Annotated in this window: 14 protein-coding genes; 6 read left to right on the top strand and 8 right to left on the bottom strand. The window is 68.1% G+C overall.

The features are described from left to right. Nucleotides 1–6: 6 nt before the first annotated feature. Genes J2Z30_RS23560 through J2Z30_RS23550 form a run of 3 tightly spaced genes read right to left on the bottom strand, consistent with a single transcriptional unit; the run spans nucleotide 7 to nucleotide 3,175 of the window. On the bottom strand, nucleotides 7–855 hold the full coding sequence (locus J2Z30_RS23560) for a carbohydrate ABC transporter permease (protein WP_052701897.1): 849 nt from the start codon (nucleotides 853–855) through the stop codon (nucleotides 7–9). Next, nucleotides 852–1,850 (bottom strand): carbohydrate ABC transporter permease, encoded by a 999-nt coding sequence (locus tag J2Z30_RS23555; RefSeq protein ID WP_308280024.1) that lies wholly within the window; start codon nucleotides 1,848–1,850, stop codon nucleotides 852–854. The genes J2Z30_RS23560 and J2Z30_RS23555 overlap by 4 nt, the downstream gene beginning before the upstream one ends. After that, a complete protein-coding gene (locus J2Z30_RS23550) occupies nucleotides 1,847–3,175 on the bottom strand; it encodes an extracellular solute-binding protein (protein ID WP_044580338.1) in 1,329 nt (442 codons plus the stop codon). The genes J2Z30_RS23555 and J2Z30_RS23550 overlap by 4 nt, the downstream gene beginning before the upstream one ends. A 165-nt stretch (nucleotides 3,176–3,340) precedes the next feature. On the opposite strand from J2Z30_RS23550, the gene J2Z30_RS23545 reads away from it, so the two are divergent. After that, entirely contained in the window at nucleotides 3,341–4,420 is a 1,080-nt protein-coding gene (locus J2Z30_RS23545) for a LacI family DNA-binding transcriptional regulator (protein ID WP_308280023.1), read from the top strand. 322 nt (nucleotides 4,421–4,742) lie between these two features. On the opposite strand, the gene J2Z30_RS23540 is transcribed toward J2Z30_RS23545, so the two are convergent. After that, nucleotides 4,743–5,228 carry an MSMEG_6728 family protein gene (locus J2Z30_RS23540; RefSeq protein ID WP_044582527.1) on the bottom strand — a complete coding sequence of 162 codons (486 nt, stop codon included), beginning with the start codon at nucleotides 5,226–5,228 and terminating at the stop codon, nucleotides 4,743–4,745. Between the two features lie 16 nt (nucleotides 5,229–5,244). Then, nucleotides 5,245–5,526, bottom strand: coding sequence for a hypothetical protein (locus tag J2Z30_RS23535; RefSeq protein ID WP_052701899.1), 282 nt, complete (start codon nucleotides 5,524–5,526; stop codon nucleotides 5,245–5,247). 445 nt (nucleotides 5,527–5,971) lie between these two features. On the opposite strand from J2Z30_RS23535, the gene J2Z30_RS23530 reads away from it, so the two are divergent. The 3 genes from J2Z30_RS23530 (at nucleotide 5,972) to J2Z30_RS23520 (ending at nucleotide 9,214) form a co-directional block, all read left to right on the top strand. Continuing rightward, a complete protein-coding gene (locus J2Z30_RS23530; RefSeq protein WP_044580339.1) occupies nucleotides 5,972–6,700 on the top strand; it encodes an SDR family oxidoreductase in 729 nt (242 codons plus the stop codon). A 395-nt stretch (nucleotides 6,701–7,095) separates the two neighbouring features. Next, nucleotides 7,096–7,740 (top strand): DUF1707 SHOCT-like domain-containing protein, encoded by a 645-nt coding sequence (locus J2Z30_RS23525; RefSeq protein ID WP_044580340.1) that lies wholly within the window; start codon nucleotides 7,096–7,098, stop codon nucleotides 7,738–7,740. A 337-nt stretch (nucleotides 7,741–8,077) separates the two neighbouring features. Further along, complete coding sequence (locus J2Z30_RS23520; protein ID WP_209468803.1) at nucleotides 8,078–9,214, top strand: hypothetical protein; 1,137 nt, start codon at nucleotides 8,078–8,080, stop codon at nucleotides 9,212–9,214. Nucleotides 9,215–9,423: 209 nt separating this feature from the next. On the opposite strand, the gene J2Z30_RS23515 is transcribed toward J2Z30_RS23520, so the two are convergent. Both J2Z30_RS23515 and J2Z30_RS51385 read right to left on the bottom strand, forming a co-directional pair. Then, on the bottom strand, nucleotides 9,424–10,380 hold the full coding sequence (locus J2Z30_RS23515) for a cyclase family protein (protein WP_209468802.1): 957 nt from the start codon (nucleotides 10,378–10,380) through the stop codon (nucleotides 9,424–9,426). Between the two features lie 193 nt (nucleotides 10,381–10,573). Further along, complete coding sequence (locus tag J2Z30_RS51385) at nucleotides 10,574–11,596, bottom strand: AraC family transcriptional regulator (protein ID WP_078957191.1); 1,023 nt, start codon at nucleotides 11,594–11,596, stop codon at nucleotides 10,574–10,576. A 399-nt stretch (nucleotides 11,597–11,995) separates the two neighbouring features. Between J2Z30_RS51385 and J2Z30_RS23505 the strand changes: the two genes are divergently transcribed. Next, on the top strand, nucleotides 11,996–12,628 hold the full coding sequence (locus J2Z30_RS23505; RefSeq protein ID WP_245388322.1) for an NADPH-dependent F420 reductase: 633 nt from the start codon (nucleotides 11,996–11,998) through the stop codon (nucleotides 12,626–12,628). Between the two features lie 47 nt (nucleotides 12,629–12,675). Here the strand turns inward: J2Z30_RS23505 and J2Z30_RS23500 are convergent, their stop codons facing one another. Further along, nucleotides 12,676–13,233 carry a TetR/AcrR family transcriptional regulator C-terminal domain-containing protein gene (locus J2Z30_RS23500; protein ID WP_044582530.1) on the bottom strand — a complete coding sequence of 186 codons (558 nt, stop codon included), beginning with the start codon at nucleotides 13,231–13,233 and terminating at the stop codon, nucleotides 12,676–12,678. A gap of 74 nt (nucleotides 13,234–13,307) precedes the next feature. On the opposite strand from J2Z30_RS23500, the gene J2Z30_RS23495 reads away from it, so the two are divergent. Next, entirely contained in the window at nucleotides 13,308–14,555 is a 1,248-nt protein-coding gene (locus tag J2Z30_RS23495) for an FAD-dependent monooxygenase (RefSeq protein WP_044580345.1), read from the top strand. The last annotated feature ends 392 nt before the right edge of the window (nucleotides 14,556–14,947 follow it).

Raw genomic sequence — 14,947 nt, 5'->3', positions numbered from 1 at the left:
GGCCGCTCAGCCCTTCACGGCGCCGGTGGTCATGCCGGAGACGACCGACCGGCGGAAGATCAGCACCAGGAGCGCGATCGGCACGGTGGCCACCATGGCGCCGGCGAAGATCACGCCGTACGGAACCTGGTACTGGCTGGTGAACAGCGCGATGCCGACGGAGACGGTGCGGCGGTCATCGGAGCCGTTGAAGGTGAGCGCGAGCAGGAACTCCGACCAGGTCGCGGTGAAGGAGAACACCCCAGCCGTGAACAGCCCCGGCCGGGCCAGCGGCAGGATCACCGTCAGGGCGGTGCGCAGCGGGCCGGCGCCGTCGACGACGGCGGCCTCCTCCAGCTCGCCCGGAATGCCGCTGAGGTAGTTGCGCATGATCCAGACCGCGAACGGCAGATTCAGCGCCACGTACGGGATGACCAGGCCCGGATAGCTGTTGAGCAGCCCGGCCTGGCGCTCCATCAGGAACAGGGGGACGAGCAGGGCGATCGGCGGGAAGACCGACAGCATCAGCAGCGCTGTCATGACGGCCCCGCGCCCGCGCAGCGGCAGCCGGGCGAGGGCGTATCCGGCGAAGAACGCCAGGGACAGGATCAGCACGGTGGAGACACCGGCCACGACGACGCTGTTGAGGAAGTAGTGGCCGATCCCGTTGCGGGCGAACGCGGTCTCGTAGTTGCTGAGGGTGGGGTGCCTCGGCAGCGGAGAGGGCGGCGTCGCGCTGATCTCGCGGGGCCCCTTCAGGGAGGCGGACGCCATCCAGACCAGGGGCAGCGTGGCGCATACGGCGATCAGCAGCCCGCCGAGGTTGACGACATTGACGTAACGGCGCACGCCCGTGCGCGGGACGTGGCGGCTCATGCCCGGCCTCCCTCGTCGACGTGGGCGCGGAAGACGCGCAGGAACAACAGGCAGCAGCCCAGGACGATGACAGCGGTGGTGACCGCGACGGCGGCGCCGCCTCCGAAGTCGAGATTCTGGAAGAGGATGCGGTACCCGAGGATCGCCACCGACTGGGTGGCCGTGCCCGGACCGCCCTGGGTCAGCACGAACGGCAGGTCGAAGATGCCGAACGCCTGGAGGATGCGGAAGAGGACCGCGATGGCGACGATGGGCCGCAGCTGCGGCAGCGTGACCCTCCAGAAGGTGGTCCACGCGTTGGCGCCGTCGATCTCGGCGGCTTCGTAGACGTCCCCCGGGATGAGCATCAGACCGGCGAGAACGACGATGGCGACGAACGGTGTCGTCTTCCACACGTCGACGGCGACCATCGCCGCCATCGCGGGCACCGGCCGCCCGAGAATGTCGGGCTGGGCGCCGAACAGCTCCTCACACAGCCAACTCACCGCGCCATAGCCCCCGTTGAACAGGTACGACCACAGCTGTGCGGCGATCACATTGATCAGCGCCCAGGGCAGCAGAAGCAGGGCGAGGATCCAGCCACGGGCGGCGCCGAGCCGTTCCAGGACGAGCGCCGTGAGCGTCCCGAGAACCAGCTCGATGAAGACCGAGACGATCGTGAAGCCCAGTGTGAACGCGAGGGCCCGGTACCACTCGGAGTGCGTCAGGAGTGCCTCGTAGTGAGCGAGGGTGGGCGAGCCGAGCCGCAGGCCGCCGTACTCGAGCCGGACCTCGCAGAACGACAGCACCAGCGAGAAGGCGACGGGGAAGACCGTCACCGCGGCGATGATCAGGAGCGCGGGGGAGGCGAACAGCCACCCGGTGCGAGCGCGACGGCGGGCGGCGGAGCCCGGGGGTGTGCTCATCGGGGACTGCCGCGAGGCCCCGGCACGTGCGCCGCCACCCTCGCCCTTCGACGGCGTTCCCGCCGTCTTCGTCTGCAGTACGGAACTCACAGCGCTTTTCCTTCCAGGGCCGTACGCAGCCCCTCGCGTGCGGCGCGGACGCCGGCCGCGGGGGAGAGGCTGCCACGCACGACGGCGTTCGCCGGGGTGTACAGCGCCTTGCTGACCTGCGGGTAGTACGGGGTCTGCACGGGCCGGGCGACCAGCCGCAGGTCGGCGGCGCGCAAGACCGTCGGGTCACCGGCGGCGCGCGCCTCCCGGCCGTCGAGCACGGAGGTCATCGCGGGGATGACACCGGCTTCCCGGGCCAGGAGGCGTTGCACCTCGCCTCCGGCGCAGAACCGGGCGAACTCCATGGCGGCGCCCAGCTCCTGGGAACTGGGGTTGACGAAATTGCTCCAGCCGCCGGCACAGGAGACGCCGGAGCGGCCGGTGCCCTCGAAGCCCGGACGCGGCGCGGCCCCGACCTTCCCGGCGACGCGGGAGACCCCGGGGGTGCTCGCGTTGACCCAGGCGTACGACCAGTTGCGCAGGAACAGCCCGCGCCCGTTGACGAAGGCGTCCTGCGCGTCCGATTCCTGATACGTGGCCACAGTGGGGGGCGTGACCCCGCGAGCGGTGAACTCGGCCATCAGCGAGAATGCCCGCTCCGCCGCCGCTCCGCCCAGTACGGCCCTGCCCCGCCCGTCCAGGACGGCGGCGCCCGCGTCGGCGAGGAACTCGGTGACGTTTGCCGTCAGCGACTCGGTCACCGCCGCCTGCCACATGAACCCGGCCTCCGCGTCACCGGCCCGTTGCACCGTGCGGGAGGTGTGCAGCAGCTCCTCCCAGCTGCGGGGAACGCGCAGCCCGTGCTTGGCGAGAAGGTCCTTGCGGTAGAAGAGGTAGGTGCTGTCGGTGAAGAACGGCACCGCGTAGACCTTGCCCCGGTACGTGGAACTGCTGCGCAGGGCCGCCGGATAAGCGTCCCAGAAGTCGTCCGGAAGCAGCGTCTCCACCGGCAGCGCGAGCGCGGAGTGACCGAATTGCGCGGGCCACGTCGTGTCGCCCAGGTACACGTCGGGCTGGGGGGAGCCGCCGGCGAGCTGGGTGGCGATGGCGCTGCGGTTGCCGTCCGAGGTGGACAGCGCGTTGATCTTCGAGACGCGGATACGAGGATGCCGCCGCTCGAAGGCACGGATGATCAGATCCGCGACGACAGCGCCTCGCCGTGCGGGGATCTCGGAGACCCACCAGGTCAGCCGGGCCGGTTTCCGGGGAACGGTCGCGGCCTGCGCGAGCAGGTCGTCGAGGTCCTTTCCTCCGCATCCGGACAGCAGGCCCGCCGCGGCGGCGCTCACGGCGCCCGCCAGCAGCGCTCTGCGGTGCAGGGACATGGCGTGCTCCTCCCCTCTCGGACTGTCTGATGACAGCGCTAGCACCGTAGGGAGCGCCACGGTGCAGTGTCAACGGTCACAGTCGCTGAATCGCTGCGAGGTTTCACATGACTGCGCTGTCACCCGCTCGTCCTGGTGCGGCAACCGTTGTGTTAGCGTCCGGGCATGGCCGGTGAAGTCGTAGAAAAGGGCGCCACCTTGGCGGACGTCGCCCAGAGGGCCGGAGTCTCGCCCTCGACCGTCTCCCGCACCCTGCGCGGTCTGTCGACGGTGTCCCCCGAGACCCGGGCGCGAGTGGAAGAGGCGGCGCGCGAGCTGTCGTTCGCGATTTCGCGCAGCGCGTCCAGTCTGGTCACGGGGCGCACGGGCCGGGTCGCCGTGCTCGTACCCAACCTCGACTCCTGGTTCCTGGGCGCGGCGCTCGCCGGCATGGCACCCGCGCTCAACGCGGCCGGCCTGGACATGCTGATCTACAGCGTCACCACCGCCGAGCAGCGCGCACAGTTCTTCGACCGCCTGCCGGCCCGCCGCAACGCCGACGCCCTGCTTGTCGTCAGCTTCGCGCTCTCCCCCGAGGAACGAGCGCGCCTGGACGACCTGGGCATGCCCCTGGTCTTCGTCAGCCAGCATGAACAGGGCAGGGCCGGTGTCTACGTGGACGACGTGGAGGCCGCCCAGCGCGGCACCCGCTACCTGCTCAACCTCGGCCACCGGCGCATCGCCTATCTGGAGCCCGCGGACGCCTCGGGTTTCGCCTGGAGCAGCAGAGCCCGTCTCGACGGGTACCGCACGGCCCTGGCGGAGGCGGGCATCGACCAGGACGACGACCTCGTCCGCCAGGTCGCCCACTGGCAGGGGCCGAGCCTGGAAGCGGCGGTGGGACGGCTGCTGAGCCTTGCGGAGCCGCCCACGGCGATCTTCGCCGAGACGGACGACATCGCCTTCAGGCTTCTCACGGTGCTGCGCGGCGTCAACGTCCCGGTGCCGCAACGGATGTCGATCCTCGGCTTCGACGGACACGCGATGGCCGAGCCGTGGGACCTGTCCACCATGGCCCAGCCGGCCCGCCGACTGGGCGAGGCGGCAGCGGAGCTGGCCCACCGCGTGATCCACGACCCCGAGGCGCATCGGGAGCGACACGTGGTCCTGCCGGTGGAACTCGTCCCGCGGGGCAGCACTGGCCCGGCGCCGATCCCGCGTCCGCGGCCCGGTGACGGGGAGGGCGTTCGGGAACGCCGGGCCTGACGCGGGCCGGAGCACGGTGGAGGAGGCCCGGGGACGTCGGGGGGCGCCCGCCCCCGGGGCCGGGAAAGTCCATACGGCCGGTACGCCCATCGGCCCTCTGCCCACTGAAATCACCGGGCAAGCCGACGAAGTGCGCGGTTCCAGGGAGATAGCGCCTGGTTCAGTTCTCCTTGCCCGCGAAGGGACTGAGCAGCCGTCGTCCTGGCGGACGTTGCCGCTGCTGGACGTGGCACGAGCCAGGCAAAAAGCAGGCCAAGCAACAGGCTCCCTGTGCTTCGGCAGGCCCGTAGCCGATCGCCGGCCCATCCCGGGTGCGGGTGGCTCAGGGGCCGGGCGCGTCCGGGGCCTCCCGGTCCGAGGCCGGCCAGACGTAGGGCAGGTCGTCCGGCACGCCGGGGAAGCGAGGGGCGTACACCCCGGGGTCCTTACGTACGAGAGCCGATTGGTGACTCCGGTGGAAGGCGGCGTTTCCGAGCCACGGCGGCAGTTCTCCGGCTCCTGCCAGTTCGGTCTGGTCGCGGACCGGGAGGCCGGGGCGGCGAGCGGCGAGGTCGGCGATCAGGGAGGCGGCGCAACTGTCCTGATGCCCCAGTTCCCGCCACACCCGGCACATCTCCAGCCCGTACCGGACGAGGGCCTCTTCGTATCCGGTCCACATCCGCACGGCGGGGTGCCGCCGCCAGCCGTACCCGGGCACCGTCAGGCCGCGTAGGACCTGGAGGGCCTCGACGCGCTGCTTGCCCAGCCGCCGCCGGTCGAGCTCACGCGCCGACCGCCGGAAGTCGGAATGGGGCAGGAACGTCTGCATCTCGACTGTCCGCATCTCATCTCTTGCGCGGCGCGGCTCGGATCTTTTCCCTTGACCGGTGCGGGCTCAGCTCCAGGATGGCGCCCTCCTCGCAGCGGCGGACGACCGTCTCGTGGGGCAGCCGCAGAGGGCCGAGGCGGACCTGATGGCGGAGCTCCGGGCCGGGGCACGGGCGCTGCCCGTACAGCGGCTCGACCGCGGAGGGCCTACCATCCCACCGCAGGTACTTGCTGCCGTCGGCCAGGGCGGTCCGCACGTCGCTGGGGTTGGCTTTGAGCAGGCGATGACGAACGGCCACGTACGCCTCCGTACTCGCGGGAGGTTGCCGGACTGGCCTCGCCGAGTGCCCCCGCATCGTCGGTCGAACCGGCCTACGGCGCACCCTGTCCTCACGCCTCCGCACCAGAATCGGCTGGAGCTAGATCATGTGGAGCGCGGTAGCCGGAGAGACCTCATGTGGAGAGACTGCTGGGCACGTCGTTTCCCTGCTTCGTACGGCTGTGTACGATCTTCGGCTGGACGTTACGGTGCGGTAGCGGCTGTTGCGGAGAGTTGCCGCGCTGGGGGTCAAGGGGACGCAGGTTCAGATCGTGTCGTCCCGACGGTGTGATGTCGCACGACATCGGAATGGCCCCGAACCCACGATCGGGTTCGGGGCCATCGTCGTTGTGGGCCGGGAGGGCGGCCGGTTGGCTCCGCCGCACCGCACCGCAACATCCGATCCACGAACCGGGAGTACCGACATGAGATTCGACAACCACCGCGTGGTCATTACCTCTGCCGGCCGCGATTTCGGCCGCACGCTGGCCATTCGTCTCGCGGACCTCGGCGCCGAGGTCTTCCTCTCCGCGCGCGCTCTCGCCGCCGCTGAGCGTGTCCGCGACGAGATTCGCGACCGAGGGCACCAGCGAGTCCACGCCTTCGCCTGCGACCTGACGGACCCCGCCTCGATCCGCGACTTCGCTGCCGGTGTCGCCCGACACGCTGACCACATCGACGTGCTGATCAACAACGGCTCCCGCTACCTCGAAGGCCCGGACCTCGAATCCGCCTCCGATGCCGACGTCGTCGACACCATCGCATCCGGCGCCACCGGCACCGTCCTGGCCGTGAAGAACTTCCTTCCCCTCCTGCTCAACTCGGACAAGCCGGACGTGGTGACCATGGTCTCCGCCTGCGGAACAGCTGGTCATCACCGTTCAGACGCGCACGACGCCTTCTACGCGGCCAAGAGCGCACAGGCAGGGTTCGCCGAGATCCTCTCCAAGCGTCTGCGGCCCCAGGGGGTGCGGGTGATCTCCCTCTACCCGCCCGACTTCGACAACCCTGACCCGCTCTCCGAGGAGTGGGAGACCACACCGCGCGGGGCCAAGGACGCCCTCACCTCTCAGTCGCTCGTGGAGTGCATCCTCTTCGCCGTCGCCCAGCCCCGCGACTGCTTCATCAAGGCGTTCCACTTCGAACAGGTCTGACCGCTTCCGGGCACATCAACGCACGGCGACTGACACCGGGTTCCGGTACGGCGGAGCGGCACATGGGGTCCCGGACCGCAGGCATTCGGACGGTTCCCATGCCCGACTCCACCATTGGTCGTCGGCCTGGACGACCTGGCCGACAAGCTCGCGGCCCACTATCACGGGGAGCCGTCACCGGGTGCGCCGCACCGGGTGACGCCTGATGTGACGCTCCCTCATGTACGTCGAGACCGGGCCTCGGCATGATGGATGCCGCATGCCGTGAATCGACGCTGACCATCGTCTCCCCGTGATGGCCCAGCTGGGATCCGTATCGCGATATAGCGTTAGTCTTCTTCTCGCGTCGCTGCCTGCGTCGCGCGGAGACGTTCGACAGGACCAGGACGGAAGTAATGTCGGGAGAGATTTCGCCCACAGGGAAGCGCTCCGGCCCCGGCTCGTCGCCCGAGCTGAGGGCCTCTCATGCGGACCGGGACCGGGTAGCGGACGTGCTGCGCATTGCCGCGGGGGATGGTCTGCTGACCGCGGACGAGTTGGACGAGCGACTGGAAGCCGCCCTGTCGGCGCGTACCGTCAGCGAGCTGACCGCGCTGACCGTTGACCTGCCGGCCGTGTCCGCTTCGACCGGGACGGCCGTAGCGGAGGTCAAGGACGTGCTCCGGATCGAGGGGATTCACAGTGGTCCGGTCAAACGCGTGGGGAGCTGGGTGGTGCCGCGGAGGCTGGAGCTGGCCACCGCGTGGTGTGCGGTGACGCTCGACTTCACTCAGGCAGTGATCACGCAGGATACCTTGCGGATCGACATGAACACGGCAGGCAAGAAGCTGACGCTGATCACCAAGCCGAGCATCGTGGTCGACGCCGGTGCCCTGAGCCTCGTACACAGCAAGATCAAGGTTCGTCAGGCTCCAGACTACGGGACGCCGAGAACGCTGCGCGTGGAACTGGTCGGCACGGCGACCCACAGCCGCGTGGTGGTGCGGCCCGCACGGCGGACGTTCGGACAGTGGCTGCTGCGCAAGCCTGCGGGCGAATGACTCCAACGTTGTGAACTGTTGGCCGTGGCTCAGGGTTTGAGCGGGCTCCGCGGGTGATGAGGTCGGCTTCCAAGCCGTCGAGCCGACTGATCATCTTCGGGCTGACCTGGAGCATAGGGCGGTGCCGTTGACGCTGGGGTGGCCCGTCGTCCCTCCATCAACTCATCGCGTACATCCATTACTTACTCCTTGATCGCGGCCTCTGACGCCGTGACCAACGAGGTGATGATGGTGCAGTTCGAAGGAGCAGGATGATACTGCGCGGGGCGCGCGGATCGGCGTACCCGCCCCTGCTCGCGCCTTGTACTGAAAGCCGGATGCGGCCACACTTGGGCGAGTGCTGAGCTATGGACAGGCAGTTGGCGACGCAGACGTCGCACGTCGAATGCGTAAGGTTTTCCGCCTACTTCCTTCGGGTGTCCGTAGAGACCCGGTAAGGGTAGCCGAGATTTACGGGAATAAGCTTTTCGATGTACAGCTGCGGAGGGTCCGAGATGAAGCGAGCTTCGTCCGGTCCAGCTTCAGTGTTGGATTGACGATTGACAGCGGAAAATTCGAGGATCTCACCAAGCGTACTATTCTCATCTCGGACACCTTGCTTCTGTCCCATGGATGGACCGCTCCCTACTGTGAGGTGGGGGAGTACAACCCCACGGAATGGGGAGTGCTGCTGGCGGCAGCGAACGAGGCGCGGACGCGTCAATATACATTACCGCGGGAAGATAATGGGAATTGGCGTCATAGGCAGGTGAACTACACCGCTCTTTCCTATGGCATGCACTGCCCCGACCTGGCGGCCCTCGGAACCTGGCTGCTTCAAGCCGAGTCGCTACTCAAAGCTGGACTCGCCTGGTATCTCCCAAGCTATTCCACTCGTGGGCAACAAATGGTCCAGGGGGTCAGACAGCCCCCACAGGCGGTCGAGCAGGTAGCCGCAGTGGACTACATCATCAGGCACGGGAGGCTGATCGACCCCTCGGAGTCGAACCCGGTCAAGGATCGGCTCATCCGCCCTGTCCTGGAAATCGACCTGCCGTTCATTGAGGGTGTCACCCTCAAAGACTTCAGTAAGATCACCACGGGGGAGTTTGACTCATACAGAGGGTTTCGTAATTTTCTGCGTAGCAGTTTCCTTTCTATGGATCAGGCGCTCAACGGGGAGCAGACCCAGATTGAGCTGACCAAACTGCGTCTGGAGATCGAAGACCAAGTACAGGCGATGCGGGCCGAATTCCTTGCGGCAAGGAGGAAGAGGGTTTGGGCGGTGACTGGAGCTGTGGCCGCATCGACGGCGGCCTTGCTCATTGCTGTGAACGGCTCGGTCCTCGAACGTGTACTCACGACTCTCGGATTCACCACTGCGGGGACCTTTTGGGGGGCCATTACAGCCAGGGTTGAAAATAGCCCTCACGTGATTAAGAGCGGAAAGTGGTACTACGTATGGATCCTTTCCAAGAAGAGTAGTGCGCTATGACGGTGTGGCCTGCTGCGATGTTCGTGATGCCGCCTTTCGCAGGGCTCCGCGAGCGGCGCTGGTGCCGCCGACGAGACAGGCGTAGTACCTGCCGGAGAAGCATCCCCGCCGCGCGTTGGCGGACGCGAATCCTTTATGTGGTGCGCACCGGATGCGCGTGGCGGCAACTGGCGGCCGACTTCCCGCCCTGGCAGACGCGAGTCCCGCGGTCAGAATGTGGCGATCGGGTTGACCGGGCTGCCGGACGTACCGGCGAAGCGGACCGGCGCGACTGCGAGGTGGAAGTCCCACTGGCCGAGCTCGGCAGCCGTCGTCGCGCACACCTCCAGGTCGCAGTTGTCGAGCAGCCACAGACCCATCGCAACGAGGCTCACGGCGTGAACCGGCATCAACACGTCGTCGTACCCCGACGGCTGAACGTCCTGGGGAGTGTCAGCGCCGATCAGCGCGACCTCCCGTTCACGCAGCCACGGCAGGCAGGACGCGTGCCAGCCGGCCTGCGTGAAACCGCCGGCCTCACCGGCCTCGTGCCGGACGCGGCCATAGCCGGTCCGCAGGAGTACCGCATCGCCGGATCGCACCCGCACACCCTGGCGACGCTCGGCCTCCTCGAGATCGTCGGGAAACACACCCTGCCCCGGTTCCAACCACGGAACATCGCGGACCCTCGCAATGTCCAGCAGGACACCACGCGTGATGATCCCGTTCGCCGCCGCCGTGACGGCCGCCCACGCCGATCCCATTGCGGCGTCGACCAACGAGTGCGACCGCCCGTTGTACATCGTGCCGTCCCAGAAGATGTGGCACGGCGAGTCGATGTGGGTGAGGGTGTTGCCGTGGAACGTGATGCCGAGCCGCTCGGACGAAAAGCCCCAGCGCCGGTCGTCCCGGAATGCGGGCACCGGCATGTCCTCGGCACCCGGCATGTCGGCGGCGCACGGGCACGTCGTCGTCGACCGCTCCATGTCTTCCGGTACGGCAACCTCCCAGGCACACGACACGCTCCTGCCGTGGCGCACGGCCCGCGCCGCCGCCAGCCGGACGTCGTCGGTGATGTGGTTCAGAGTGCCGAGCTCGTCGTCGTCGCCCCACCGTCCCCAGTTCGACAGCGTGCTGAAGTACCCGAGCACGTCGTCCTGTGTGGGCATCGGTCGCTCTGCCGTCATCCCAGCATCGACTCCTCCGGTCTCGCGGTTCGAGGCACCAAGCCCCGCTGAGCTGGCATGACACTGGCTCAGTGGGCCGGCGGTCGGCCGGTCAGGAGGTAGGCTACGGCACCCTTGTGGTGCTGTGGCACCGGTAGCCGTTGATATTGCGTGCGAGGTAGTGCTGATGCAGTTACCGAGCGGCAAGTGTCGGTCACGATGAACCGCTTGCGGCCGTTGATCTTCTTGCCGGTGTCGGAGCCGCGGGACTCGCGTCCGACAGCGATCCGCAGCTGCCGCACCCGCTGTTCGCAGCGCGATGTGCTGCATCGCGGAATTGTTTGGGTGAGGAGCCGACCACTCGGCGGAATGCGGTGCTGAACGCGCTCTCGGATTGATAGCCGGTCGCGAAGGCGAGCTCGGAGATCGATCGGGTGCCGCGGCGCAGGGCATCGCGGGCAAGGCTCATTCGCCACTCGATCAAGTACTCCAGTGGTGCGGTTCCGACCTGATTCTTGAAGGATGCGGCGAACGCCGAGCGTGACATGCGGCTGATACCGGCGAGCTCTTCGAGTGTCCAGCGGTGCGCCACGTCCGCGTGCATGGCGCGCAGTGCGGCACCGATGCCGTCGTCGTTGAGCGCTCCCAGCCAGCCGGTGGGCCGATCTGCTTGGTCGGCGTGGGCGCGCAGCATATGGACGAACAGGATCTGTGCGAGATGGTCCAGGACCAAAGAGCCGCCGACGGCGGTGGTCTCGACCTCTGTGACCAGCAGTTCGCTCAGGTGCGCAAGCAGCTTGCCTCGAGGATCTGCGGCATGGACGTGCACGAGCGGCGGCAGAACATCGAGCAGGATCGAGGCGTTCGTGTCGTCGAAGGTGAAGTGCCCACCGCACAGGTATGTGTCTTCGTCGGCCTCGGCTCCGATCCGCACAGCGCCGTTCGCGGCGCTGTCCCACAGCGGCTTCGCGGGGCGCGGCTCCGCGGTGAGCGTGCCGGCCAGCACGTAGGGCGGAGGGTTGCCCAGTAGGTAGAAGTCGCCCTCCCTCAAGAGCACGGGTTCGTGTCCTTCGAGGGCCAGTTGGCATTCGCCACGCACGACGACGCCGAGTTTCACATGCGGGAACGGATCGAAGCGCACCGCCCATGGCCCCGCAGCATGGAGGCGGGGTTCGACCACGGTGCGGGGCCGCAGAAGACCGATGGCGTCAGCGATCGGATCACTGGAGCCGAGCACGGACCCCTCTCATGGATGATGCGTAAAGAAATGGAGACTTCACGTGATGGATCGTACCGCCCTGGTCCTGCAGGATCGACTTCATGAACGGCACGAAGCAAACGCCGTCTGGCTGGGATGCCGCCACCAGGGGCGCGGCGAAGCCGCGGCTACAACGCCACCGACCTGAACAAACAACCTCGGAACGCAGCATCCCTCGCGGGGCGCGAAGACCGTCGTGCGCGCCGCCACGCTCCCGGCGGACGGCCCCAGCGGCAGCTTCTTCGACCTGAACGGCCCGGTGGGCTGGTAGGCGCGATGCGCATTCCGGCAACGGACAACCGAAGTACAGCGCTGAGGAGAGATATGTCGACCATCGGGTTGATCGGTACGGGCAAGATCGGTTCCAACCTCGCGAGGATGGCGGTCGCCGCAGGACACCATGTGGTTCTGAGTAACTCGCGAGGCCCGGAGTCCCTGGCCGATTTGGTCGCCGAACTGGGTGAGCGGGCGAGCGCGGCGCCGCCGGTGGAAGCCGCTCTCGCGGGTGACCTGGTCGTGGTGAGCTTGCCGCTGTATGCCCTCCGGGATGTCCCCGCCGCAGAACTGGTGGGCAAGGTAATCATCGACACGAGCAACTACTTCGCCGAGCGGGACGGCACGGTCCCCGAGCTGGAAAGCGGTGCGGTGACCGTCAGCGAACTCCTTCAGAAGCACTTGGAGAAGTCGAAGGTCGTTAAGTGCTTCAACAACCTGTACTACCGCCATATGTCGCTCCTGGCACGCCCATCGGGCGCCCCGGACCGCACCCACCTCACGATGGCGGGGGACGACGCGGAGGCCAAGACGGCGGCGGCCGAGTTCATCGGCAGCATTGGCTACAGCGTCGTCGACGCCGGTCCCCTCGCGGAGGGATGGCGGTTCGAGCTCGGCCGTCTTGCCTACGCCGTATACACCGACGACACGACCGAGCGGGACGAGAACGGGATCCACGGCCCTGCGATCAGGACGGCCGACGAAGTGAGGGAAGCACTGGCGAAGGCCACGCGCTGACGTCGCTGGACGGCGTTTCGCCCGCCGCTGGGGCGTGTTGCGTACGGCTACGGCGTGCCGCCGACGCGGTGCATCAGGCCGTTCAGCATGAGGGCGAGCCCGGCCTCGAACGCCGACTCGTGATCGATCGGCGGGAGGCCGGCCGCCGGGTCCGCGCCACCGGTGTCCGCCTGCTGCTCCAGGACGCAGCCGACCGTGAAGCGGCCGGCGGCCAGCATCGCCATCTGTGCCTCACGCTCCGGGACGCCGGAGGCCACCAGGAAGGCCATCTTGCGGGCGATGCGGTCAAGATCTGCCACGGGGCTGGTTCCGGCGTGCAGCCGTGCACCGTCACGCCGCATCAGCAGGGTGCGGCGGAAGCCGCGCGTGTTCTGTGTGAACCACTCACGCCAGTCCTCGCCGGGCGCTGGCAGCGCAGCCGCCGCATGCGGCGCCATGGCGGCCTCGGCCATCGCGCTGAGCAGCTCCTTCTTGTTGCGGAAGTGGTAGTAGAGCGACGGCTGCTCGACGCCCAGCCGCTGGGCGAGCCGTCTGGTGCTGACGGCGTCCAGTCCGACCTCGTCGAGCAGGTCGAGCGCCTCGCCCACGACGGTCTCGCGGTTCATCTTCACTTTGACAATCTATCGGTGATAGGCCACGCTGGCCAATCTACCTATCACCGATAGAAAAGGCATGCGCGATGGCACACCGAGCAGGAAATGACGCGCTGAAGGTCCTCATCTGCGGCGGCGGCGTCGCGGGACAGGCCCTGGCCTTCTGGCTGGCCAGGGGTGGCCACCGGGTGACCGTCGTCGAACGCTTCCCGGCGCTGCGCGCCACGGGTGCCCAGGTCGACCTGCGGGGCCAGGGCATCGACGCCGTCAAGCGCATGGGGCTGTTGGGCGTCGTGCGGAGCAAGCTCGTGGACGAAGCCGGCGTCGCCTTCGTGAACGCGAAGGGCAAGGCGCGGGCGACGATCATGGCCAATACCTCGGGGCGGGGCCGGCAGACGCTGACCTCGGAGTACGAGATCATGCGCGGGGATCTGGTGCGCATCCTGCACGATGCGGCGAAGGACGATGTGGACTACGTCTTCGGCGTGAGCGTGGAGAGCTTCGACCAGGTCGACAAGCGCGTCACCGCCCACTTCTCAGACGGCTCCTCGGATGATTTCGATCTCCTGGTCGGCGCGGACGGGCAGGGCTCGCGCATCAGGCGGGCCATCCTGCCGCCGGGCACCGCTGACCCGTACTGGCGGCTGGGTATCCACATGGCGTACTGGTTCGTCCCGCGCACTGCGACGGACACCAACATCCGGGACACCTACAACGCCCCCGGCGGCCGGATGATCATGCGCAGGAGTCACAACCCCGCCGAGACCCAGGTCTACTTCGTGCTGCGGGAGGACTCCGCGGAAGCCTCGGCCATCCACCGCGAGCCCGTCGAGCGACAGAAGCAGTTCTGGGCCGACCGCTTCCGCGACGCGGGATGGCAGACCGGGCGGTTCATCGACGGCATGGAGACGACCGGGAGCTTCTTCTCCCAGGAGGTCGTGCAGGTGCGCACCAACACGTGGTCGAAGGGGCGCGTGGCCCTGGCCGGGGACGCCGCGCACTGCGCGTCCCCCTACAGCGGCATGGGCGTCTCCGGCGGCCTGGTCGGCGCCTATGTGCTGGCCGGTGAGATCAACCGGCACGCCGGCGACCTGCCCACCGCGCTGGCGAACTACGACACCACGCTGCGCCCGTTCGTCGACGAGATCCAGGGCGAGGTGAAGCCGCATCTGCTGCGGCTGGGCATGCCCCAGCACCAGCTGGGCATCGACGCCTTTCACTCCGTCACGGCGCTGGCCTGTTTCCTGCGCGTCCCCGGTCTCGTCGCGCGGTTCTCGAAGGAGGACCGGGGCGGCGACTGGCGGCTTCCCGTATACCCGGAGGCCGCCGCCTGAGCGCGGTGGCCTTGTCTGCGGGGCCGCGGGCCGCGGGCCGTGGTGCAGAGAGCTCGACGGGCGGCCCCGGCCGGTCCGCTGCCTGCCCGTGCACGGTGCGAGGCCGTCAAGGGTGCCGTCGAGCATTATGTGTGTGACCGGCCGCTTTCGCGCGCTCGATGACCTGCTCCAGCGTCGGGGCCTGGTCGTTGAGTACGGCGATCCCCCCCCGGGGCTTTGCTCTTGTCCGGGGCCGGGGTGCTGATCCGGCAGACGCGGCTACCTCTGTGACTGAGCACCCTGGTTTGCCAGGCTGAGCCTCACAGTGAGCCGCAGCGGCATCGACCAGCGGCTGCGGCCGCTCGCCTCGATGCCGATCCCGTCTGGCGACAAAAGGGTGAGCGAGCGGGGAC

Origin of the sequence: Streptomyces iranensis (assembly GCF_017874715.1) — a bacterium.
In the GTDB taxonomy this organism is placed as follows: domain Bacteria; phylum Actinomycetota; class Actinomycetes; order Streptomycetales; family Streptomycetaceae; genus Streptomyces; species Streptomyces iranensis.
This window is presented reverse-complemented; position numbering and strand designations above follow the sequence as displayed.

Bases quoted from the DNA above. Each gene is read 5' to 3' on its own strand.
- J2Z30_RS23560 (WP_052701897.1), bottom strand. From the start codon at position 855: ATGAGCCGCCACGTCCCGCGCACGGGCGTGCGCCGTTACGTCAATGTC.
- J2Z30_RS23550 (WP_044580338.1), bottom strand. From the start codon at position 3,175: ATGTCCCTGCACCGCAGAGCGCTGCTGGCGGGCGCCGTGAGCGCCGCC.
- J2Z30_RS23545 (WP_308280023.1), top strand. From the start codon at position 3,341: ATGGCCGGTGAAGTCGTAGAAAAGGGCGCCACCTTGGCGGACGTCGCC.
- J2Z30_RS23540 (WP_044582527.1), bottom strand. From the start codon at position 5,228: ATGCAGACGTTCCTGCCCCATTCCGACTTCCGGCGGTCGGCGCGTGAG.
- J2Z30_RS23530 (WP_044580339.1), top strand. From the start codon at position 5,972: ATGAGATTCGACAACCACCGCGTGGTCATTACCTCTGCCGGCCGCGAT.
- J2Z30_RS23525 (WP_044580340.1), top strand. From the start codon at position 7,096: ATGTCGGGAGAGATTTCGCCCACAGGGAAGCGCTCCGGCCCCGGCTCG.
- J2Z30_RS23515 (WP_209468802.1), bottom strand. From the start codon at position 10,380: ATGACGGCAGAGCGACCGATGCCCACACAGGACGACGTGCTCGGGTAC.
- J2Z30_RS23505 (WP_245388322.1), top strand. From the start codon at position 11,996: ATGGCGGTCGCCGCAGGACACCATGTGGTTCTGAGTAACTCGCGAGGC.
- J2Z30_RS23500 (WP_044582530.1), bottom strand. From the start codon at position 13,233: ATGAACCGCGAGACCGTCGTGGGCGAGGCGCTCGACCTGCTCGACGAG.
- J2Z30_RS23495 (WP_044580345.1), top strand. From the start codon at position 13,308: ATGGCACACCGAGCAGGAAATGACGCGCTGAAGGTCCTCATCTGCGGC.